The following is a 23,819-nucleotide window of genomic DNA, read 5'->3' as shown; positions in this document are numbered from 1 at the left end:
CATCATGATTATTTTATTTATTCAATTGTTTAGAGTAAAAAATCTTAGCTTCATCGTCACCAATGATTTTTGCATACGTTATACAGCGCCTTATATCTGCTTTTGCCAATCTAAAAGCGGGGTTTTCGTTTTGGTTTGATAGCTCATAATTTCCTAATCGATTGAGGTTTCCCCGAGCCCACACACCCTCAGCATGCGACCCCTTATTGACTTTAGGGCGACGAGATAGTCTTGGCCTAGCAAACTCTTCACTTTCACTAGAGCATTGAGTAAAATAGGAAAATTCAATGGCAGTAATACAGTTACCCATTTTTTTAGGCTTAAACGTTACGCGTACATCTGTGTGGGCATTAATTTTTTCAATAGCAGGTAACAGGATGCGGTTTTTAAAATCGCGCCATGCTCCATATGATTCAGATAAAAATAATTTTTGTTTCATCTCTGGCAACTGAAAATTCACAACTACCGCGCCCTGTCGTTTGTAATTTTTATAATTTCGCACCTCGTTTAGGAGTGCATACAACCGAAATGATGCTAGGCTGTTTAATTTTACTGTGTTATGAAAAAATAACCTTGTGAAATTTTTCTCTATATTAAAAATATACGGCTCGATTTCTTCTGAAAACTCAAGTGTAATGAAAGACCCTTGATTTTTCACCTTTTCGTATGAAGCGCTACTCACCCAAGGAATTGAAAGCGACTGCCCGCTATCGTCTAAAATGCTTACAGATTTATCTCTGAGTGACTCTGCGGCAGAACTCAGCTGCTCATAAACGCTGTACTTACTCAGGCCGAAACACTTGGCATATTCCGTTGGATAAATCAGAATTTTTCCTGGGTTAGACTTTTTGGAGTTTACTTTAGACAGCGCGAGATTTATTAATCGCTGCTCATTAATATCGAGCGAATAACCCGCATGTAACAGCTTATTGCCGAAAACAATTCTTGGAGAATTTTTACTACTCATTTCTCTACCTCATTTCTAGTTTATGCTGTTATGCTAACCGCGGCTCAACGAATAAAAGAAATTTCGGTAAGTTTTTTGGTAAAAAAAGTTTTATTTATTTACAGTGAAAATGGCCCCCTAAACCGTATAAATTGCCTACTCATTTCGTATAAAATGCCACAATAAACATATAAATTGCCCACCAAAACAGTAAATATTTTATTTAATTTCAATAAGATAACCCCCTCTAAAAGTATTAAAATAGAAAAAATAAAAATACAGGCACATTTGCAACTTTTATAAATTTATTAATTCATTTCTGACGGTTAAAAAATAAATTAATTATTTTTTTATTTTTTATTTTTTATTTTTTTACCCCGCCACTATCATTTGTAATAAAACTACTGAGTGAACTGACTTACTGAAATACGCAAAAGGGAGATAGACATAAATCTACCTCCCTTGTGCATTTGACCTATGGCCTTGCCAAACATGATTACAATGACCTCGCTTTTGAGGCATCGTAACGAAACCCTGTATTTGCGCAGGACCCCCTCCCAGGTTTGATACTCAGTAACTGAGTAAAATGCCCTATTAAACGCTATTGCAGTTAGGGCAACGAATCAGCAAATAATGATTCAGGCATATTTTGGGAGACATGATCAGGCTGTTACTTTTTAATTTGAAAATAACCATTATGACCTAGTTCAACTGCTAATTATTTCCAATTTCACACTAAGCAAAAACATCATCTTCAAAGTCGCACGGCAGCTCCACACGCTCTATTGGGTCGCTAATTAGAGCATGCATAATCTCGTAGGTGAGTTTTCGCATAGCATACTGGTTGAGCGCTCTATTTGCTGTAATTTCAGGGCCAATAACCTCCCACAGCTCATCTAAATTCGCATTATCACTGCGTAATTCTAATAAGTTTATCTGGTGGTCATTAGCGGTGATTACTCGGCTAAATGAGTGTAATAAATTTAAGAAATCCAATGTTGATACGTATGTATGTTTCATTTTTTCACTATCCTTGTGTGTTTTGTTATCAAAATCGATAACGTATTAGTAAATAAAATCAGACATGGGTATTTAAAACGGTTTACGAAAAAAATTTTTAAAAAAGCGAACAAATGTTCGCTTAGGGGGTTATGCATTGTCGATAATATCGACCCAATCACTTTCTGTTGCTGCAAAAAATGCAGTTGGCGTTTGCATAAATATTTGCTGGAACTCTTCAGAGAACAGCTCACAAAACTGTGTTATTTGCTCTATGTAGATAAGTAAAAAAAGCGTCATGTCGTGCCCTTCTAAATACCTATTCTCAAAACTTGGATTTTTTTCCAACATACTATTTGAAATACTAATGCCAAGTATTTTTCCAACGCTATCTCTATGTAAATAGATGTAATTATTGAAATTTAACTCTAATGTTTGTTCATTAACTACATCTGCTAACAATAAAATTGTAGAGCAGTCATCCCACGGAGATCTACTGGCTCGAACGTATTGGCGAATAAATTGAGATTTAATATTTTTCATGATTTGTCCTCGTTAATTGTCCTGAAATTAACTAGGGCCATGCAATGGGTAAAAGTGAAGAATTGCGTTTTGTTGGTTTAATTTGCAAAAAGAATAAAAATCATTAAGGTTAAAAAAGTTCCTAACTTTGAGGTAGAACAATATGACTGATTATATTTGGCTATTACCTGCGACCATACTAACAATAGTTTTAGTCAAGCTTATTAAAAAGTCCAGAAAGTAAACCTACACTTTAAGTGCATAAATAATTCAGTGTGAAAAATAACTTAAGCCTACCTATTGATAATAAAAATATTGAACAATTAATGAACCAACCCTAACGATCGCTTAAAAAAAACACAAATAAAATTACTTTATCCTCCATTTATCTAAAAAAAATTAAATAAAATTTTGTATATTTTTCTGAATTTTAATCAAGATGAAACGTAAATCTCCATTTGGCGGAGGTATTCAGAAGTTCATCAAAAAAATCACTAAACTTTTGAAATTTATTGAAATTAGTTATCATAGTACTATTAGTTTGATTAATTAAAACTTCAAGCTAACCAATTCTTTTTTTAATAAATTAAAGGTTTCTATGCAAATTATTTTTTCTAATAATGATGGACTTCAAATGCAAAAAGGATTTGCGCTAGCGATAATTACCAATCAAGGTAAGATTATTCAGTCAGGAATGGTTGTTGAGTCAATGGTCTTTGAAGCCATGTTGGCCCACACTATTGAAACCTTTTGTTCTAAGTTTACAAGTATTGACCCTAATTATTTTAAAGAACCTCAATAGCTAAGCCCTTTAGCTAAGTAATATTAAGTATGGCCTGTTGCAAGGTTAAACTTGCAACTGACCTCTTCGTAATTACGTCAAAAGTCATAACCACTAACTAGCTCACCAGTATGTTTATGCAGACGTAACAAACGCCTCTTATCATTATGAAATTCAAGTAAAAGCTCAAAGTAATCAGCATTTGAGGTACCTAACAGACGCTCAAATACATTATTGAGGCCACCTTTATCGCCGCTAAATGTATTTAATTGTAAACTGATGCTTTTAAAAGTGTCTTTAACTAGTTGACGAATAGCTAGACGTTCGTCGTTGGAAAGTTTTATAAGGTTTTTAGTAATTGATAACCACCGATCAGTTACTTCATCACGAAATGAGTTATCAATTCTAGCTAACTTATTTTTACTAATACTAATCTGCGACTCAACATCACGTGCCTCAGACTCAAGTTTGGATATTTTGTTAGCAATGGCCTGTGGCGGAGTTCCATTTAAAGTCAGAAGAGCCTCAGTAAATAAATCTATATCACCATTAATTTTAACTAAACGCGCCCTAAGATTAGCCTCTTGGCTGTTAATGGCCTCCCTATCTCCACCTTTTAACAAAATACGCTGTAGGTTAACCTTATCTTGGCAAAAAGTGACAACTGCTTTTTCTATCACATCAATTTGGACGGTTGAATTCATTTCACAGTTATTTTTTCGCCGTGCTTCAACACAGCCATATCGTTTATGGCTGCTTTTTACTTCATTCAAACATTTGTTTCGATAAACAACATGTGAACCTACAGACTTTCCGCAATTGCCGCATTTAAATACACCTACCCCAGATAAAATACCAACAAACTTCTGTGATTGTTTAGTAGCGCCACGCTTAGATGAATCAGCGACTAAAAAGTTAAATTCAGATTCACTCATCAGCGGAGGATAATAACCTTTAAGGCCATACTCTGCATTCCCTACTTTTACATTGAGCTCACCAATAAGTGAACGACGCTTAACCTCTTTATATACATTGGCACCAGTATGATGAATAGTGCCTGCACCAAACTCACTATTAATTAACATTGCTATTTTTATGCCGCCATATCCTTTTTTAAAAAGCTCTATTTTGCGGAGCATAATTTTTTTATGATGTGGCTCAAATTCAAATATTTTTTTATCATCATTCCACACAGTCCAACTAGGCGGCTTACCACAATTTACTCTGAATCCACGCTTGCCCGCACTCCAATCATCACACTGCTGTTTCAATACATCTCGTACACGTTGAGATTTGGTTTCACTCTCTTCATTTGCTCGCATGAAGATCATCAACATGGCAAGTAACTCAAACGGGTTTTCATCAATAAGTTGGCTGTTATATTCTTTGTTGTCTATTGCGGTTATTACTGTAATACCAGCATTGATTATCTGAGTTACAATACTTGCGCATTCTGAGACCTTCCTTCTTGACATTCTATCTAGACTTTCAATAAGCAAAACTGAGCCTGAAGGGATATTACCGTCCTCTATCGCTTTTAAAAATACTCCAAATGCACCTTTTTTAATATTATTTCCATGATATGCACTAAGGCCTAGATCTCTCATTGTAAGAGACTCATCCAATAATAATCCTCTTTCCTTAGCTACTTTATTTGCATAATCTAATTGCCTTTTAAGGGAATGTCCCTTGGCTTGCTCTTGAGTAGAAAATCTCACATAGCTGAACAACAAAGGTTTTTCTGACATAGGGCTTTTCAAATCGTTAGTTATCTATTATGAAAGGACTGTATCACAATCTAGTTTAATTATACATTGTCTGGCCGACAATTGCTGTCGACACCCACATCGATCGTGTATCGAACCGCACTAAATTTGCTATGGGTAAAAACGTTGTTGAAGTAGAAAAAAAGCTCGAAAAAGTAGTGCCAAAAGAGTTCAAAGTTGATGTCCACCACTGGTTAATTCTTCATGGCCGCTACGTGTGCACAGCCCGTAAGCCTAAGTGTGGTAGTTGTATTATTGAAGACTTGTGTGAGTTTAAAGATAAAACAGAGTAAAAGATAAGTTTACGCATAGTGATCAACTTTTTACTTTAAAACAGTTGTAGGACATTCGCTTGCGTGAACTTTTATTGAGAATGAAACATTAAACATGGACGTGCATAAAATATAATTAATGCACATTTACAAAGTATTAATTTCACAAGTGCCAATGCATTGGTTATGCTACTGAGTATTATAAGATTTTATTACGAAAACCCCTATGTTGCCTTTACTGCGTATATTATTAATTGAGCAAGACCAAGCCACTTTAAAAGAGTTGTCTACAAATCTCTCTAAAGCGATACCAAATTTTGAGCGAGACGATATCCATATCGATATTCTTGAGCGTTTTACGCTTAAAGATGCGATAACAAGTGTTGAAGAAGATGGTGATATTCAGGCTGTTGTACTTAGTTGGGATTTACAAAACAAGGTTGGCGAGAGAACGTATAGCCGCTTTATTGAGCAGTTAAAAGCCATTCGATTAGAGCTTCCAGTTTATGTAATTGGCGATGATACTAAAGGACTGGAAATAGTCAACGAGTCAGAAGAAATTGAATCGTTTTTCTTTAAAGACGAGGTTATTTCTGACCCCGAAGCTATTTTAGGCTATATGATCAACGACTTTGACGACCGTTCAGAAACCCCGTTTTGGACTGCGTATCGCCGTTATGTTGGCGAGTCGAACGATTCATGGCACACACCGGGCCATAGTGGTGGCTCTAGCTTTAGAAACTCGCCTTATATTAAAGACTTCTATCAGTTTTATGGCCGCAATGTCTTTGTTGGCGATCTGTCGGTATCTGTCGATTCGTTAGGCTCTTTATCTGATAGCACCAATACCATTGGGCGTGCTCAAGAATCTGCAGCTGCAACGTTTGAGGTAAAGCATACCTACTTTGTTACTAACGGGTCTTCTACTTCAAATAAAATTATTTTACAAACCCTGTTACGTAAGGGGGATAAGGTCATTATTGACCGTAATTGTCATAAATCTGTTCATTATGGCATTTTGCAATCAGCCAGTTTACCCATTTATTTATCGAGTATATTAAACCCTAAATATGGTATTTTTGCGCCACCTTCGTTAGCCGATATAAAACAAACAATAGAGCAAAATACCGATGCAAAACTACTGGTGCTTACCGGTTGTACTTACGATGGTTTATTAAGCGATTTAAAACAAGTTGTGGATTTTGCCCATCAACACGGCATTAAAGTATTCATTGACGAAGCCTGGTTTGCTTACTCTTTGTTTCACCCGAGCCTGCGTTACTACTCAGCCATTCATGCTGGAGCCGACTATGTCACTCATTCAGCACATAAAGTGGTATCGGCGTTTTCACAGGCGTCTTATATTCATGTGAATGATCCAGACTTCGATGCAGATTTTTTTAGAGAAATTTACAGTATTTACGCCAGTACATCGCCCAAGTATCAGCTTATTGCCTCACTTGACGTATGCCAAAAACAATTGGAAATGGAAGGCTATAAATTACTTAATGCCTTGTTAAACCATGTCGATGAATTTAAACAACAAATGGCATCGTTGAAATACATTAAAGTGCTGGGTAAAGACGATTTTATGGAAATATTTCCACACTTTAGTGAAGATAATATGGGTCACGATCCACTAAAAATCCTTATCGATATTAGTGAATTACCCTACTCATTAAAAGACATTCATAAGTTTTTATTAGATGAAATTGGCCTAGAAATAGAAAAATACACTCACAGTACAATTTTGGTATTATTAACGCTTGGTGGTACTCGTTCAAAGATTATTCGTTTATACAATGCATTAAAAAAACTTGATAGTGGGAGAGTAAAACTAGCCAAATCAACAAGGCGCTCTCGCTTGCCAGAAAGCTTACCAGCCATCGATTTAGCATGTATTCCAGGCGATGCTTTTTATGGCGAACGCGAGTCTGTGCCTATTGCTAAAAGCAATAATCGTATTTGTGCTGGTTTAGTTACCCCCTATCCTCCAGGTATACCGTTATTAGTTCCAGGGCAACACATCACTGAAGAACATATCGAATACTTAAAAGAGCTTGCCGGTCAAGGGTTAACTATTCAAGGTAGCTTTGATGGTGAAATTTATGTTCTAAAAGGTAAAATAGAAAAATAACCAGTATTTTACCCATTCACTTAATTAAGTGAGCTATTTTGAGGCTGGAAAAACGTGTTGATAGCTAGGCAAAAATATCACTATTTAGTTGCTCTAAATGAACATTTTGTAACACAGGTAGCGACATGTTTAGCCTCGAAAAATGATTAAGTATTATTGCGGATTAGTATTACATACAATATTCTACGAGAAATTTGTCAGCAGTTTTTAAACCCTGCTGATGTTATTTTCAAAACCAAATATTTTTCTATTGGACAGGCCTTATTTTATATAGCCAACATTAATTAACCGATTAAATACAAACAACGCCTGAGTGTGCCATATAACTCATTGATATCGATTGGTTTAGGTACATGAAAGATGAAACCTTGCTGGTAGTAATGTTTTACGTCTTTATCCATTACATTGGCTGTTAACGCAATAATAGGCAAATTTGGCAGTATTGTTTTTATCTGTTGATTAGCCTCAATCCCATCCATAACCGGCATATGAATATCCATAAATACCAAATCAAACAACTCTAGTTGAACTGCCTCAAACGCAAGTAAACCATTTTCTACAATTGTAATATCGGCATTTGTTTTAGCCATCATGGCTTTAATCAACACTTGATTAATACTGTTATCTTCGGCAACAAGAATTTTTTTCCCCTGTAAATTAGGCGCTTTAAACGATTTTTTAGGGGCTTTATCTGCTATGTTATTTGCTTTAGGTAATGGTAATTTAATCGTGACAGTTGTACCAAGCCCTTGCTTACTTTGGATATCAATTTCGCCGCCCATCATTTTAACTAAACTAATAGTGATAGACATGCCAAGTCCTGTTCCACCATATTTTCTGGTTGTAGATGAGTCTGCTTGAGTAAACCGCTCAAAAATGTGCTCAGTAACTTCCTTGCTCATCCCTATTCCTGAGTCTACAACCTCTAGGTATATAGCCTCTTTACCTTCAAAAACTTTACTGCTCGCGTTTATTTTAACACTTCCCTTATCTGTAAATTTAACCGCATTAGAGCTTAAATTTAATAGTATTTGCTTAACTCGAACTAAATCACCTACCCAATATTCGTAATAACTTTCATCTTTATTTACGGTAAAGCCGATACGTTTTTCACTAACTAAGGAGTCTAAGTCATAGGTTATAGAATTTAATACCTCAGTTAATGAGAATGATGCTTTTTCTAACTGTAGTTGGTTGGACTCTATCTTAGAGTAATCTAAAATATCGTTAATAATAGTTAAAAGGCTTTGTCCCGAATAAGAGGCATTTTTAAGTACTGCCCTTAATTCCTCAGGTAAATTAATATTTTTTAACAGTTGCAAACCACCTAGAATTGCATTCATAGGAGTGCGAATTTCATGACTCATATTAGCTAAGAAGTCACTTTTTGACTGAGCTGCATTTTCAGCGGCTAACTTTGCATCAAACAATTTTCGTATTGCATCTACTTTTTCGGTTACATCATAATTTACACCAACTACTTTTATGGCAACACCATGCGAATCTCTCAATACCTCTGCACTTGCTTTAATTGTCCGGATATTTCCATCAGGGTGTACAACGCGAAACTCTGGGTCGTAAATGCCTACCCCGTTTATTGCTTCATCCAACATACGTTCATTATGTTCAACGTCATCGACATGTATTCTATCTAGCCATGCTTGGTATGTGCAGGAAAACTCTAACTCTGAGATGCCGTATAATTTGTACATCCAAGAATCCCATACTAGTTTTTCTGTTTTTAAATCTAACTCCCATACTCCAATACCCGCAGAGTCATTGGCTAATTGCATACGCAAAGCAAAGGAATCCATTTTTTCTTTCGCCGTTTTAATTTGTTGCTCACTCTGCTTTTGATGAGATATATCTTGAACGACAGACCAAATAAATGTTTCACCTTTGCTATCTGTAATTTTTATACCCGATAATAATACGGGATATACATGCCCATTTTTATGTATGTATTCTTTTTGATACGGCCCATACTGGCCATATTTAGCAAGTAATTCTAGCTGTTCATGTTCTTGCTTCTCATACTTTTCAGGGGTTAGCTGCCAATAGTCCATTTGATTTAACTCATCAACGCTATAGCCTGTGATTCTGCCAAACTCCTCATTCACAAACTCAAAGCTGCCGTCAGATATTGAATTAATTGAAATACCAACGGGTGCCAAATCAACAAACTTTTCAAACTTTTCTTTTTCTCCCAAAAACGCTTGTTTAAATCGCTGCTTTTCTGAAGCTTCGGTACTGATTTGTTTTTGGGCTATTTCTATATCGGATATGTCTCGACCGACCGCCAATATTAATTGACTGCCCTCTATGAATAATCCAGTCAAGCTAACTAAACAGTTAAACGTTGTGCCATCTAAACGCGAATGTATCCATTTAAAACTATGAAAGCCCTGTTCTATGGCGCAATTTATATGCGCTTTAGCTAAAACATCTGAACGATTACCACAAGGTTGTAACTCGGGTGACAAGTCAGCAGGACTAAGGTTTAAAAAGTTGCCCATGCTATTAACACCGTGCATATCAATAGCTGCTTGGTTGCATTCTATAAACTTACCTGAGCTTAAATCGATAACTGAATACGCGTCGGCCGAAGCGTCAAAGATTTTTTTGTACTTATCTCGTTCATAAGTAAGCTCAGCAATCGCTCGCTTTAGTTTTGTGTTTTCTTGCTCAAGATTATTTTTACTGGCAGGCACTACTTCTAACTCATTAACTACGCGTTTTACATAGTATAGAAGCGATGTAAAAATTTGGCAGCTTAATTGCAGAAAAAATCAATTATCTAAAGAGTTTATGCAAAAAAATCATTAACTATTTTCTACACAAACACAGCATTTGATAACTAACTTTCTATTAACTCAGAGCTATTTAAAAACTCAGCCATAGTGACCAAACGTTTACCAACAATAAATTGAACACTCGCATTAACCCATTTTTCCGAAATGTTCTTATAATTTAATTTAGCAAATACCCATGCTGTAGCTATAAAAAGCAGTACTGACGACAAAGAGTAAAACCAAATCATGTGCAGCTCTAAATACTGATATAAATCAATTCCAAAAAGTAGATCAAACCCAATAAAAACATAAGCAAGATAAAAGGGAACTGACATAAGTAGCAACTTGGTCAATTCTAATTTATGAGAACAAACTCGGTAAAAATCTTTTTGTAGTTGGTTAACTGGTTTTGAATAGTCAATGTTTGAAATTAAAACAATTTGGCCAATATTTCCTGCAAGCCCAATGATGGCAAACAGATTGAGAATAAAGGCTGAAATGATTGGCGCTGAAAAAGTAAAGCCTGCAGCAATATACTTCCACAACAGTACAATAATAATAAGAAACACACAGCTTTCAATTATTCGTGCCCATTTCATTTTATTAAGTGCTTTTATTTGTTTATTTATTTTTATTTCAGCAAGCTTTGCTTGATTAATTTCAATAGCACTATGTGTATCAGTGCTTTGTTGTTGCCAAGCGCTTTTAAAGTTATCTAAATTCATGTTAAGAATCCCGTGTTTCAAATTGAAGTTTTAATGTGTGTTTAATTCGACTAATTCGCGTAGCAACATTGGTTTTACTGATCCCTAAGCTATTCGCTATGCTTTCGTAAGATTCACTCTCTAAATAAAGGAGCATAATCGCCTTATTTAATTTATCGAGTTGACCAATAAACTCATATAACTGCTTTACCACCTCGTTGCTCTCATCTTCTTGCGATAAGTCAGCAATCTTCACTATGCACTCTTCATTTGCTTTATCTTCTCGACGACTGTCTTTTCGGTAATAAGATATAGCTACATTTAGCGAAATCCGGTACATCCACGTTGAAAACTTATAAGCATTGTTGTAATTATCATAAGCTAGCCACATCGTTGTTAATATTTCTTGGGCTAAGTCTTGTCGGTCATCTTTGTTTTGACAGTATGAATTCACAATCTTATAAATAATGCCTTTATGTTGCTCCATTGCTTGAGCAAATTGTGTTTTTTTAGTTGTGGTCATTTACTGGTTAATCCATCACTTTTTCTTAATTTCATAATATTAAGACTTTAAAGTTTGTTTATTTAATAGCATAAAGCACTCTAGCCCTATTTACGGGTATGCCTTCGATATGCTTTAAATACTATTTAAAACATATCGACCCTAAAGTAATATCTGCTTAGTTTATTACCTAGTTATTCGCAGCAACTGCGAAAAAATCACAAGTTCAAATAAAATTTTTCAATTCAAGCGTTAAACGCGTTGTTAACTCTCTATTTTTAGTCGATGGTAAATATTGCTGAAGAGGCTTTATTAAGTGGGTTTAATATTTAAACGGTGGCTTTTAACCTCTCTGTTAAGGTTAAATAAACTGAAGTATTTTTTGATAGTAGCTAGCTAATCATGCATAAAATTAGTGCTTAAAATAACCTTTTTGTAAAAAATGTATAGTTTGATAAGCAACATTTTCGTTGTAGCGCATTTCATAGTGGCTTACATTAATAGTAATAAAATCATGCATGTTCGCTAATTTTGTGGACTCAACCGATACAAGCCCATCATTAACACCATTAAATTTATCGTTAGTTAAGCTAGACGACTTTGTACCTGCTATTACGCCAAACTTTACAGTTAACTCTCCCAAATTATTACCAAGGCTATTCACACCTGTAACTAATGATTTGCTAATGCCGCCTCCTAAAGTAATTAACCAAGAGTTTTTAAAATGATCAGCCAGTTCACTCCCTTTATTTGGCGTGCCTATTAAAACGCTATTTCCTATAGCCACATTTTTTAGTGTGTGATTAGCGTTTTGTAAATATGCTCTAATTACTAACCCACCTAAAGAATGCCCTACAAAGTGCACTTTTGAAGAATTGATAATACAGGCATCAATTTGTTTTGTTGTGTCTTTCAATACTGCCTCAACACTTTCGCCAATTGTTGCGTAATCTAAACTGCATACTTTATACCCTGCTTGCTCTAGCCTTTGAGCTAATTTCCACATGGCCCAATCGCTTCTTCCTAATCCATGTGCCAGCACAATAAGATCTTTATCAATATCATCGCCCGACGAAGCTTGGTTCGTATTTACGCAACCTGTTGCTGTAAAAAGTGTAATAAACAACACGAATGTAATTTTTAATAGCATTATCTAACCACCTAAATTTTTACGCATCGAACTGAAAACATATACTCTTTATTAAGCTTCGCACGGCGAATTTCGCCCTTGTGAGAGTTCCACCACGAATAAGCAAGTGTTCTTGCATAAGCCTCAGAATTAGTTGCATTGGTGCTTGTCCAAAACTCGGTATACATACCCTGAGTGATATACCAATTTCCTAATTTGACCCCCGCAGGCATAGCAGAAAAGCCGTATTTATTTACTTGCAATTGATTAAAACGCTTAAAAATAGTGTCGGGTTGCTTTACTTTTAACGTAATTGCCACGTCGTCTTGTCCACGCCACCCAAGTTTATCCACGTCTGTTTTATCTATTCCTATAGCTATCTCTAAAGCTTTGTAGTCTTCATCAGAGGCGACTCGCCATCCTTCTGGGCAAAGGTTTCGCGTATCTGTTACGTCATACCAATCGTAAAGCCTACCATAAATAGCTAAATTACTTTTATCATCATTAGGTATAAAGCCAGTATTAACCTTTGAGCCATCTTGAAACTTAGTCACACGAAGGTTTTCAGCTAACCATATTTGTTTACCAATCGTAACTGTTCGATAAATATTACCTTCATGATCCTGAACCAACGCGCTATTTATTGATGGTTGTGAAGTGTTTTGTTCGCTAATAAGTTCATTCGCTAACGCTGTTGAGGCCGACATAAATATTCCCAATATATAAATGAAATGTTTCATAGGTGAGGTGCCCGTCAAGTAAATATTGCTTTCTACAGTTGCCATTTAAATGTTGTTTGTTGTTCCGAAAGCGTCCATAATTTTGTTAAAACCTTTTTATCTAACACAAATGATTCGAGCTTACATTCGCCTACAGGGCCGCCAAAGTTTAAAAATCCGGTTGGTCCGTAGTAGGCATGCTGTTTTAGGTTACTTTGAGCTGCGCACATTACTTCTGGATAAGCGCCTTTTTCAGCTGATTGAGCAACACCCAGTTTGACCATAAATGACCACGATAACCTAGTAGCAAAACTTGCTGTTTCCCTAATTAATGATGTGTTTGATGCCCCAGGATGACAAACATATACTTCCACATTTTTATCGGCCGCTTTAACTTTATTTTGTAGCTCGTAAGCAAACATCATTTGCGCCAATTTACTTTGGCTATACACTTTATTTGCGTTGTAATTTTTATCCCAGTTCATGTCTTCAAACTGAATTGTTTTGAGCCCCATTTTGTGCCCTTCACTCGACACCACAACAATACGTCCCTTCGATGTGTTAATTCGCTCAAACAACAAACCACATAATAAAAAGTGGCCATAATGGTTAACCCCTAACTGGCTTTCAAAACCATCTGCTGTAAATTGTTGCTGCTCAACTTGCGCTATTGCACCATTACAAATTAGTGCGTTAATTTGAGGTACTTTTATCAAAATTTCTGTGCAAGCAGTGCGTACTGATGTCAAATCGGCTAAATCCAATGTTATAAAGCTGACGTTTGCGCCACTGCCAAATTCATCCTTGAGCTTTGTAATTGCCAGCACAGATTTATTTGGATTACGATTTAGCATAACAACATTGGCTCCCTTAGAGAGTAATATGCGAGTTGCTTGAAAGCCCGCGCCTGTATTTGCTCCGGTAATTAGATAAGTTTTACCATGCAAAGCGCTTAAGTTTTCAGGTGTCCAGCCGTTAGGCCCAAATTGATTTTTTTGCGTCATAATGTTGTCCAAGATGAATAATGTTAATTTTAATATGCAGACATTATAATCTCAGCCACACATGCTAAAAGGCGTAATAATCCTTAAAACATGCCTATTTGTATCACTTTGTTGAGTTACACAAACTCTAATGCTAATTTTACCACCTGTTTAATGAGTGATTATTGACTATGAGTAAAGGCAAAATACTACAACTAATTAATAGAAAAATGAATGAAAGCGGCATGGTACAAACAGGTATTGAAGGCATTCAATTATTTAAAATCACAGACCCTATTGAATGTTCACCAGCGGTCTATGAACCTTCTGTCACGGCGATTGTTTTAGGCACAAAAGAAGCTATTTTAGATGGCAACAAACACCTTTATGACAACACACAATACATATGTTGCACAATGCCTATGCCTATTGAAGCCGGTACTCCAAAAGCCTCGACAGATAACCCATTAATAGGTGTATACATTTCGATAGATACAGGGATTATGACCGAGTTAGCACTCGAGATTCAAAGCGCAACTAGCACCCAACAAATACCTAACGTGAGTTATCCTTCACAAAGTATTTTAACTGCCGATTGGGACCCTAACTTTACCGATGCGTTATATAAAGTGTTGTTGCTCGACGATGATGCTGTTGATTTAGCCATATTGAAAAAAGCACGCTTGCGTGAGCTATATTACGCGCTGTTAAAAGGTCAAGCAGGCTATGCGTTTAAACGGGCATTTGGTGTGGGTAACGAGATTGCACGTTCAATTGCATTTTTATCCTCTCATTTGCATGAAAACATAACTATTGAAGACATGGCTAGCCAAATAGGTATGAGCCGCGCTGTATTCCATCGTAAATTTAAACAAGCAACTAACATGTCCCCTATTCAATTTGTTAAATCAATGAGGCTTAATCATGCTGCCATGAAAATAACACAAGGTACCAATGTCAACGTTGCGGCCATGGAAATGGGTTATGTAAGCAGTTCTCAGTTCAGCAGAGAATTTAAAAGAATGTACGGCTTATCGCCCAAGCAATGGAGCCAACAAAATTAGCACAATAAAGGCGATATTTTAACGGCTTATACATGTAAAAGAGTGAGTACCTAACTTGTGAAAAGTTATACTTATTAGCTTAGTAACATTGCATAACCCAACTTATTTTATGGTTCATGAATAATTTTATAACGATCTTTGCCAGACTTTTTAATTTGGTACATTGCCGCATCTGATTTTTTTATTTCATCATCTATGTCAGTGCTATTGTTTGGTGATACCACGTTTAACCCCATACTTACGGTTACATTTATTGTGTTTTCACCTTCAACAGGCACTTTAAGATCTCTAATTGCATTTATAAGTTTTTCGGCAACGGGTTCAGCATCGTCTACTTCTTTTAAAATAACAGCAAAAGCAAACTCTTCACCACCAAAGCGGCAAAATACATCATCAATTCTCAATATGTGCGTTAATATGTTTGCTAATTCAACAAGTACGCGATCACCCACATCATGACCATAGGTATCGTTAACAGCTTTAAAGTTATCAACATCAAATAATCCAAACGCAATTATACCCCCACGCCTGACACTTCCTTTGACTAATTTATTAACTTGATCTGAAAAAAAGCGACGATTAGGAATTCCAGTTAATGGGTCAAAAAACGCTATTTTTTCAAGTTGAGACTTAGCTTGTTGTAATTCAAATGTTCTTTCTTGTACTAAATTTTCTAGGTTAACTTTTAACTCTTTTAAATCTTTATTTCGTTTTTCTAACTGTTCGGTTTGAAATTTACTTTTTGAAACATCCCGTTGAATTGCTGCAAAATGAGTAACCTCACCAAACTTATTTTTCAACGGAATAATATTCATTTCAACCCAATAGGGCCTTCCTCTGACATCATAATTTAACAGTGTTTCAGTTACTTCTTCTCGACGTTCTAGCGCAGCGTATATTCTTTGTTTGCCTTTAGAATCGGTCAAATCACCTTGTAAAATTCGAGGCGTTTCACCAATAACTTCTGCTGAGGTATAGCCAGTGAGTACTTCAAAAGCCTTATTTACGTAAATTATTTTAGGCCCTTCAGGGTGTTTGATATTTTTTGCATCGGTAATAACAACCATGTCTTGCGTATTTTCGACCACATCTTGAAATGAAATTTGCTGCTTAGCGTCAGAAATATCAGTGATGGTTACAACAATAAAGTTTTTATCATTATCGTGGCCTTCAAAGTAAGCGTTAGCCATAAACCAGCTTATGTCTTTTTTTGCCCCGCCAACAACACCTTTAATTTTATTAACTACTTTATTTTTTGTAGCTTTAACAATATTAACTGGATAATCATCAACAGACATTAGATTGCTTTGCTCGTCAATGAGTGTCCAATTAGGGTCATAAATGTCTTGCCCTATTGCTTGCTCGTAATCTAAATTTAGTAACTGCAAACCGATTGGGTTTATGTAAACAATTGATGTATCCCAGTTATGAATAATCACACCTACTTGTGCATACTCAAGTAAGTTTTTAAAATTTAAATCACTGATACCATTCATGAATGATCTCATTTAAAAAAATATTAATACCAAAAAGGTAGTAAACAAATAAAGAAAATGAAACCAATTAGTACCTAATTTAATTTAAAAACTGCTCATTATTTAAACCTTAAAAATAAAAAAGCAAGCCATAGTGGCTTGCTTTTTGTGCCCGTTCAAAGGCTACACACTTTCAACATAAATTTTAAAAACGGTAACTAGCACCAAACGTAATACGACGGTCTGTAAGGCCTTGGAAACACAATAACGACCCTTCGTTAACACAAGACTGGCTAATTTCAGACTCAGTAATATTTACGGCTTCTAAGCCAATATTAAGCTGCTCATTTACATCGTAGCTAATACTTGCATTAAGCTGACCACGGTCCTCTTGCACTACAGGGAACCCCCATGGGAAGCTTGACGTGCTACCAAAATCGTTTGAGCGGTAACCTTCACGCCATGTGTAACGCATACGTGCCGATAAACCGAACTTTTCGTAGTATAGAGTAAAGTTATACGCATTTTCTGATAAGTTAAGCAAACCTTGTATTTCGCTTACTTCAATACCCGGTGTACCGGTGCTTGCAGCAAATACGTTACTCGCTCTTGAAGTAGCCTTATTGACTGTTTCCCCGCCCGAGAACTCTTGAATTGTGTAATTAGCTAAAACACCAAAACCCGACGCCCATCCTAAATCTTTTTCAAAGCTAGATAGGTCATACTGGAACGCAAACTCAATCCCTTTTTGGGTTGTTTCGCCAGTGTCATTTACTTTTGTCTCAGTACCTACACATACACCACGACCATTTTCAGGACCAAACACGTTAATGTCTGCAATTGGGTTAAATATGCCACCCCCTTCACATGGGTCTGTTAAATCACGATAGCCTGTTACTGGGTCTTCTACCGGCGATGTTAACTGATTAACATGAAGCTCTTTACGCGTTTTGTGGAAAATACCTACACTAAATACGCTCGCCTCAGTAAAGTACCAATCTGCTGATAAATCATAAGATAATACTTCTTCTGGTTTTAGTGCTGGGTTACCAAATTCAACTTCATCATTTGGGCTCGTGCTATAAGTAATAGAAGTAGATAAGTCGTTATAATCTGGACGACGAATGTCTTTACCTGCACCAAAGCGAACCACTACATCTTCTGACACGTCGGCAACTAAGTTTAAACGCGGTAGGATAAAGTTGTAGTCTGACTCATTTGTAATACGCGTTACTAGCTCATTGCCACCGCCGTCTTGCGTTACAGAGTTACCTGTCGATTCAACATCAGTTTGAATATAACGTAAACCAAAGTTACCGCGGAACATGTCGTATTCAAAGTTAGCTTGTGCATAAAAAGCGTGTGTAATTTCTTCAATATCAAAAAAGCCTGAAGAACTTGACGTTGGTGCATTTAGCGTACGGCTAGAGCCATGAGTTTGTAATGCTTGCTGAAGTGTTGCAAGTACTGCATCTGGGTCTGATGCCACGAGTTCTGGGTCTATCAGTAAAAAATCGCCTATGTATAACGAACGACCATCAGCCTCATTAAAGTTATCAGGACCCGCAACTAAAAGATCAGCGAATAAATCACCTCTTGGGCTATCTGCCATAGAGCGCAGACCAACACTTGATGTGATTTCGTTCTGCTTACTCGCCGATTTGCTATAACGGTAACCAAAATCAACAGAGGTAACTATTGAGTCTGTGTAATATGTTGAATCTATACGGAACGCATCTTCAGAGTTCTCAACGGTATCTTGACCAATGTTTACATCACGTAGTACTACATTTGCAGGGTCAAGTAATTGCTCAACCGTAGGCGCATATTCAGCACCTTGTGCAATACCAAAAGTAAGTGCTCCACCTGACAGGTCGTATTCAAAAGGCACACTGTTATCATTACCGCCACCAGCATCTAAAGGTGCATTAGGGTTAATGAAGTTAAGTGTAGTATTAAAGCTTGGTGTTGTTGTATCAGAAGATGACGACGCAACTTCAGCGCTTACAAACCATTTATCACCTTGCCATTCACCACCTAGCCTAAAAATATTACTGTCGGTAACACGAGAATTTGTATCACTCGAAAAACGTAAATTTGGATCGTCATCATCATTTGCTAAATTAACTGGGATTACACCGCTTAAAGCCGCTTGAATTGAACCTAAATTAGTTCCACCTAAAGAACCTAGATTAATTGTTTCAAATTCATCAGGAACCGAAATGTCATTCAATGCACTGACACCCGACGCTTGAACACGAGAGCTCTCTTGACGACGTTCCTGATCGTTTACAACCGCATCAAAATAAAACTTAGTATTGTCATTTGGTGCCCACTCAAGCGTACCTACGAAGTTCTTTGTTTCGTATTCGTAGTTATCGTAATCTTGGACAAAAAATTGAATAGGTAAAAAGTCAAAAGACTGTGCACTGGCTACTCCACTATCAGAGGTTACAATGTTGTCTCTGTCTGCACGAGGGCGAAATGCTGTCACGTCTTGCTCGGCATAACTGCCGCTTACTAAAATACCAAACTCACCAAAGTCGCCTTCCCAGTTATCTGCAAAAGTACCAGAAAAACGAGGTTGTAAGCCACTATCAGTGCTTAAACTACTATTTTCGCCCTGTACTCTAATTGTGGCTAATTGTTCACCTAGTTGGAGTGGACGTATTGTTTTAAGGTTTATTGTTCCGCCTACTGAGCCTTCAATTGTTTTGGCTTCAGGCGATTTTATAACTTCTAAACTAGAGATAATAGAAGCCGACACATCTTCAAAGCTAATGCCGCTGCGTCCAGAGCCTGAACCCACAGTTGAAACGCCATTTATTTCAGTACGGTTTGCATCGGTACCACGAATTTGAACACCCGTACCTACACCAGCCTGACGCGTGATCTGAATACCCGTTACGTTCTCAAGTACTTCAGCTAAATTTTGATCAGGTAACTTACCAATATCCTCTGACTGAATAATTTCTACAAGGCTGTCTGCTGAACGTTTTTCAGCAAGCGCATTAGTTAAAGACTGACGTATACCAGAAACTTCAATTACCTCTAGGTCATCCTTAACATTCTTTGTCTCTTCCTGCGCATGAACAGATAAAGACATATTCATTGCCGTTGCAGAGATAACCGCCAGTGTGATTTTTGATAAATTATGATTCATAGTTTTTTCCTGTGTGTGTGAAACGCTATGCTACTTGTTACTTTTCATACAAAAGTGAATTAATGTATTACAAAAGGTTAACTTAATATTTACACTCAAAACCAAAAAGGTCAACCACGTTGTAAGTCAAATACTATAAAATAATTCAAGTTTGTTATTACCAAAAATAAATTCCCCATACCTGACAACTACAACAATGTAGGAAAAAAATACAACCACCTGTAATACATATAGTTTTCAAATCCGGTATGCAACACTATAGTAGTAGTTAGATTGTATTTTTAAGTTCATTATTCCGTTATATTATTTAGCTATAAACTGAAAGCTTTTAATTATAAAAGTATAAAAAGCCCTCGAATTGGTTAACCAATTAAAAATCTATTAGACTTTTGGCTAGAATAAAAAGGTACAAAAATAAAACAGACTAATCGCATTTACGCTTATAAAAATACAAAGGAGTTTTTTTGGCTTACAACAAAGGCTGTAAAAGTTGAATAGAATTTAATCTGCGATCAGTTTAGATGGTTTAGTTAAGACATTTCAGTGATAAAGGTATGCACATCCACGTAGATACAAAAAACCCCCAATTAGTTAAACCAATTGGGGGTTTTTATAAGTTACTAACTTTTACAGTTTATAACTTAAACCTAAGAATAAACGTGGGCCGTAATCGTTTACTTCACCTAAGTTATCTTCAACAAAAAAGTCTTGAGATTTAGGAGCACTAAATAAATTAATTGCCTCTGCTTTAACTCTAAAGTGCTTGTTAATTTTGTACGATGCACGCATTTCCCATACGCCTACCGAATCAACATAACGTAAGCGTGTGCCATTGCTTGTATAAGGTTGGAAATACTCACTACGGTATTTGTAAATAACCGCAGTATCAAAGCCACCTATTTGGTAATAAAGTTGGCTGCTAAATACATGCTTAGAAAACCCTGGTACAGAACCTGGCTCAACAATACCTTCTTTAAGCTGAGTTGTATTGCCATCAACGTCTGTTACAAATGTATCACCGTATAGGCTGTCTTCAAATTCAAAATCAGTGTCGGCATAGTTATAACCAAACTTAACGCCTATGCCATTGTCCCAACGGTATGAGAATGATGTTTCTAGGCCTAAAATCTCACTCTCTTCGTCGTTTGTTACTGAATTTGTAATAGGCAATGAAACGGTTTCCCCCCCTACAACAAAGTCTTCAATAACTGTGCGCTGTTGAAAGCCGCCTTGGAACTGTTTGTAGTATAGGCTTAATGCAAAAATTGAATCTTCATTAGGGTACCACTCAAATGCTGCATCGTAATTCCATGACATTAGAGGCTGCGTATCTGGGTTACCAGAGCCGTTTACACCCACTAATAAGTCACTAATTGTAGTGGCCGTATCAGATGTGTCTTCTTGAAAAGAGCGGCTATAACCTAAATCAGAAGGGTCTGCACGCGACATACCACGGTAAATACCCGCACGTAATAAAATATCTTCGCTGTAATCGACCACTAAGTTAAAGCTAGGTAAGAACTTGGTGTAATCACCGCCCCCTTTTATTTTATCAAGAGTACCTGTGTCTGATTCAACAAGAGAAAGAACCCCTGTATCGCTGGTAACAACGTCAAAACTATTTCTAAAACCAATTGATGTAACTTCAGTATCGACAATACGCAAACCAAAGTTACCACGAATGAACTTACCAAACATTTCTGTATCGTAATTAGCCATTAAGTAAGCAGCCGTTGTTTTTTCAGTTACGTCAATGGTTCCTGCGTTTTGGTATTCAACCTCAGGGTATTCAAATACTCCACCCTCATTAGACGCGACAACAGCTTGAGAAAAACACTCATTATCGTAAGTCGCCCATGAAGAGCCTGTCCCTGTGTCTACCACATTGCCATCGCTATCTACATGCGTGATGATATTTCCATCTGACACACTAGACAAAAAGCCTGATTCAGGAAAATCAATTTGACAACCTTGAAGCACATCGAGCGCTTCAGCACCTGAACCTAGAGTAAATTGATTACGAGAGCCGTTACCGTTCGTTCCACCAAATTGTGTAAAGCTAAGCTCTGAGGTACGAACGCCACCTTGAATTGTGGTGAACATGCCGCTATCAACTAAATAGTCAAAATCTAAACGAGCAGACACAACTTTGTTATCTCTCACGTTTTCACGGTCAATACGCGTTCTTAAGCTGTCTGTAAAATTAGATATATCTGTTACGTCAAAATCAGTAAGCGTAAAATGTGGAATGTTATCGCCCATATCCCACGAGAAGAAATTACGTCCAGCGGTTCTGCCTCGGTTAGAAATTTGCAGTTCTTCACGCGAGGTTTTTGAATACGCTAAATCTAAATCAATGGTCAGTCTATCATTTACAGTATGTTCGATATTTAAGCCGTAACCACGGTAGTTTTCTTCACGAGAAAATTGCTCACCAGCAGACTCAATACGCTCTTCACCTTCCCAATGTAAAATGCCGCCTACATCGTTAGTGACAAGTGATGGGCCTGTTACACCTGGTGTTGCGCGCTTTTGTAAGAAAATTAAATCATGGCGTGCTTCTCGTTGCGTTCTATCAGAAATTTGGCTATCAAAATTAATATCCCATTCTGCAGACGGCTGGTACTGAAAGGCAAAAAATACCGCGTCACGCTCGTCTGACGTTTCGTTTTGACGAAAGCTTCGGCTGCTGCCAGTCCATGCGTATGGAGTACCATCACTCACGGCTTTGCCTGTGTCAGGGTCAATTTCTGTGTCATAACCTTGGTTATTACTTCCGTTTACTTGATCCTCACAATCACCTGCACTACTGCGGTAAAAACCTTCATTCGTATTTGTTGGATCATTTAAACATGCCCAAAGCGACGAACCTGATGGGCTAGAGCTTCGGTATTCTGCTTCTGGCTGCGAAATATCTTGTCGTTGCACACCAAAAGAAAAGCCAACTGCCTGACCATTATCAAACTCAAACTGGTCAACATAGCTAAATGTGCCACGGTAACCTAAATCGCTTTGTAGTGAGTTGTCTACATTACTCTCGTCAGGGTTGTAGTTAAGTTTAACCTCACCTTGCAAACGCTGCTTGCCATAATCCAGTGGGGTAACCGTTTCAAGTGCGATAACACCCGCAACCCCACCTTCAATCATCGAAGCATCTTGGGTTTTATAAATAGCTACTTTTTTTACAAGTTCTGATGGAAATTGTGAAAAGTTTACTGAACGATCACCGCTACCATTGGTTGCTTCACGGCCGTTTATGTGTGTTGCACTTAAAAATGGGCCTAGGCCGCGAATGGTAATTTCTGTCGCACCGCCATTTTCACGATGCGATGCTGCGCCTGTAATAGACTCTAATGCTTCACCTATCGATAAAGCGGGTAAATCACCAATATCTTCAGATGAAAGACCATCAACAACGGTTGTGGCTTCGCGCTTTATGGCTATTTGATCTTGAATTGTTCTGCGTGTACCTGTAACACTGATGATTTCTACATCAGGCTCGACCTCAGTCGCTTTTGCTTGTTCTTGTTGTGCGTGCGCTGAAAATACACATGAGCTTGCTACACCGGCAATAGCGGCTGTTCGTATCCATTTAGCTACCGGGCTCAGTGCGAATTGACCTGAACGCATTTTATTATTTTTTGAAGACTTCAACGACATTTTTATGCTCCGTTGGTTATTGTTGTGTGATTGTTGTGTGTTGACTTGTTATTCATCTGTATAAGTTATGTGACAACTGTTGTTAATATACTCAAGTAACCACGGATGATCAACCAATTTTACAACCAAAGCATTACCAATTAACATACCAATTTCCACAAACCAGTATTACCAAGGGGTCAGGCGGCGTTATAATGAAAAATAA

The 23,819-nt window shown here is 37.0% G+C and carries 16 protein-coding genes and 1 pseudogene; 4 read left to right on the top strand and 13 right to left on the bottom strand.

Annotation, left to right across the window (positions count from 1 at the left end):
* Window positions 1–13: 13 nt before the first annotated feature.
* The 3 genes from RF53_RS04280 to RF53_RS04270 form a co-directional block, all read right to left on the bottom strand.
* Window positions 14–967, bottom strand: a complete 954-nt coding sequence (locus RF53_RS04280) for a replication initiation protein (RefSeq protein WP_002962290.1) — start codon at window positions 965–967, stop codon at window positions 14–16.
* A gap of 714 nt (window positions 968–1,681) precedes the next feature.
* Entirely contained in the window at window positions 1,682–1,966 is a 285-nt protein-coding gene (locus tag RF53_RS04275) for a hypothetical protein (RefSeq protein WP_004589244.1), read from the bottom strand.
* A 129-nt stretch (window positions 1,967–2,095) separates the two neighbouring features.
* Complete coding sequence (locus RF53_RS04270) at window positions 2,096–2,488, bottom strand: hypothetical protein (RefSeq protein ID WP_004589243.1); 393 nt, start codon at window positions 2,486–2,488, stop codon at window positions 2,096–2,098.
* A gap of 577 nt (window positions 2,489–3,065) precedes the next feature.
* On the opposite strand from RF53_RS04270, the gene RF53_RS04265 reads away from it, so the two are divergent.
* The gene (locus RF53_RS04265; protein WP_004589242.1) at window positions 3,066–3,269 is read left to right on the top strand and encodes a hypothetical protein; all 204 of its coding nucleotides are present in this window, start codon (window positions 3,066–3,068) and stop codon (window positions 3,267–3,269) included.
* A 77-nt stretch (window positions 3,270–3,346) separates the two neighbouring features.
* Here the strand turns inward: RF53_RS04265 and RF53_RS04260 are convergent, their stop codons facing one another.
* On the bottom strand, window positions 3,347–4,996 hold the full coding sequence (locus tag RF53_RS04260; RefSeq protein ID WP_004589241.1) for a recombinase family protein: 1,650 nt from the start codon (window positions 4,994–4,996) through the stop codon (window positions 3,347–3,349).
* A 71-nt stretch (window positions 4,997–5,067) separates the two neighbouring features.
* Here RF53_RS04260 and RF53_RS04255 point away from each other — a divergent pair.
* Window positions 5,068–5,307, top strand: a pseudogene (locus RF53_RS04255) (endonuclease III); the annotation flags it as partial.
* A gap of 205 nt (window positions 5,308–5,512) precedes the next feature.
* Window positions 5,513–7,423 (top strand): aminotransferase class V-fold PLP-dependent enzyme, encoded by a 1,911-nt coding sequence (locus RF53_RS04250; RefSeq protein ID WP_008131420.1) that lies wholly within the window; start codon window positions 5,513–5,515, stop codon window positions 7,421–7,423.
* Between the two features lie 284 nt (window positions 7,424–7,707).
* Here RF53_RS04250 and RF53_RS04245 read toward each other — a convergent pair whose 3' ends face one another.
* The 6 genes from RF53_RS04245 to RF53_RS04220 form a co-directional block, all read right to left on the bottom strand.
* The gene (locus RF53_RS04245; protein WP_039036687.1) at window positions 7,708–10,134 is read right to left on the bottom strand and encodes a PAS domain-containing hybrid sensor histidine kinase/response regulator; all 2,427 of its coding nucleotides are present in this window, start codon (window positions 10,132–10,134) and stop codon (window positions 7,708–7,710) included.
* A gap of 146 nt (window positions 10,135–10,280) precedes the next feature.
* A complete protein-coding gene (locus RF53_RS04240; protein ID WP_039036686.1) occupies window positions 10,281–10,940 on the bottom strand; it encodes a hypothetical protein in 660 nt (219 codons plus the stop codon).
* 1 nt (window position 10,941) lies between these two features.
* A complete protein-coding gene (locus RF53_RS04235; protein WP_039036685.1) occupies window positions 10,942–11,442 on the bottom strand; it encodes an RNA polymerase sigma factor in 501 nt (166 codons plus the stop codon).
* A gap of 391 nt (window positions 11,443–11,833) precedes the next feature.
* A complete protein-coding gene (locus RF53_RS04230; protein WP_039036684.1) occupies window positions 11,834–12,571 on the bottom strand; it encodes an alpha/beta fold hydrolase in 738 nt (245 codons plus the stop codon).
* A gap of 11 nt (window positions 12,572–12,582) precedes the next feature.
* Window positions 12,583–13,257, bottom strand: a complete 675-nt coding sequence (locus RF53_RS04225; protein WP_006794764.1) for a fibrobacter succinogenes major paralogous domain-containing protein — start codon at window positions 13,255–13,257, stop codon at window positions 12,583–12,585.
* A gap of 65 nt (window positions 13,258–13,322) precedes the next feature.
* Complete coding sequence (locus RF53_RS04220; RefSeq protein ID WP_039036683.1) at window positions 13,323–14,273, bottom strand: SDR family oxidoreductase; 951 nt, start codon at window positions 14,271–14,273, stop codon at window positions 13,323–13,325.
* Between the two features lie 170 nt (window positions 14,274–14,443).
* Between RF53_RS04220 and RF53_RS04215 the strand changes: the two genes are divergently transcribed.
* A complete protein-coding gene (locus tag RF53_RS04215) occupies window positions 14,444–15,316 on the top strand; it encodes an AraC family transcriptional regulator (RefSeq protein ID WP_039036682.1) in 873 nt (290 codons plus the stop codon).
* A 107-nt stretch (window positions 15,317–15,423) separates the two neighbouring features.
* Here the strand turns inward: RF53_RS04215 and RF53_RS04210 are convergent, their stop codons facing one another.
* From RF53_RS04210 to RF53_RS04200, 3 genes are all read right to left on the bottom strand, one after another.
* A complete protein-coding gene (locus tag RF53_RS04210) occupies window positions 15,424–16,812 on the bottom strand; it encodes a sensor domain-containing diguanylate cyclase (protein ID WP_039036681.1) in 1,389 nt (462 codons plus the stop codon).
* Window positions 16,813–16,996: 184 nt separating this feature from the next.
* Complete coding sequence (locus RF53_RS04205) at window positions 16,997–19,954, bottom strand: TonB-dependent receptor (protein WP_039036680.1); 2,958 nt, start codon at window positions 19,952–19,954, stop codon at window positions 16,997–16,999.
* A 627-nt stretch (window positions 19,955–20,581) separates the two neighbouring features.
* Window positions 20,582–23,614 (bottom strand): TonB-dependent receptor, encoded by a 3,033-nt coding sequence (locus tag RF53_RS04200; protein ID WP_039036679.1) that lies wholly within the window; start codon window positions 23,612–23,614, stop codon window positions 20,582–20,584.
* Window positions 23,615–23,819 lie beyond the last annotated feature (205 nt).

It is taken from the genome of Pseudoalteromonas sp. ECSMB14103, from assembly GCF_000813065.1.
GTDB classification, from domain to species: Bacteria; Pseudomonadota; Gammaproteobacteria; order Enterobacterales; family Alteromonadaceae; genus Pseudoalteromonas; species Pseudoalteromonas marina.
Note: the sequence above shows the minus strand (reverse complement) of the source record. Positions and strands in the feature narration are given on the sequence as shown.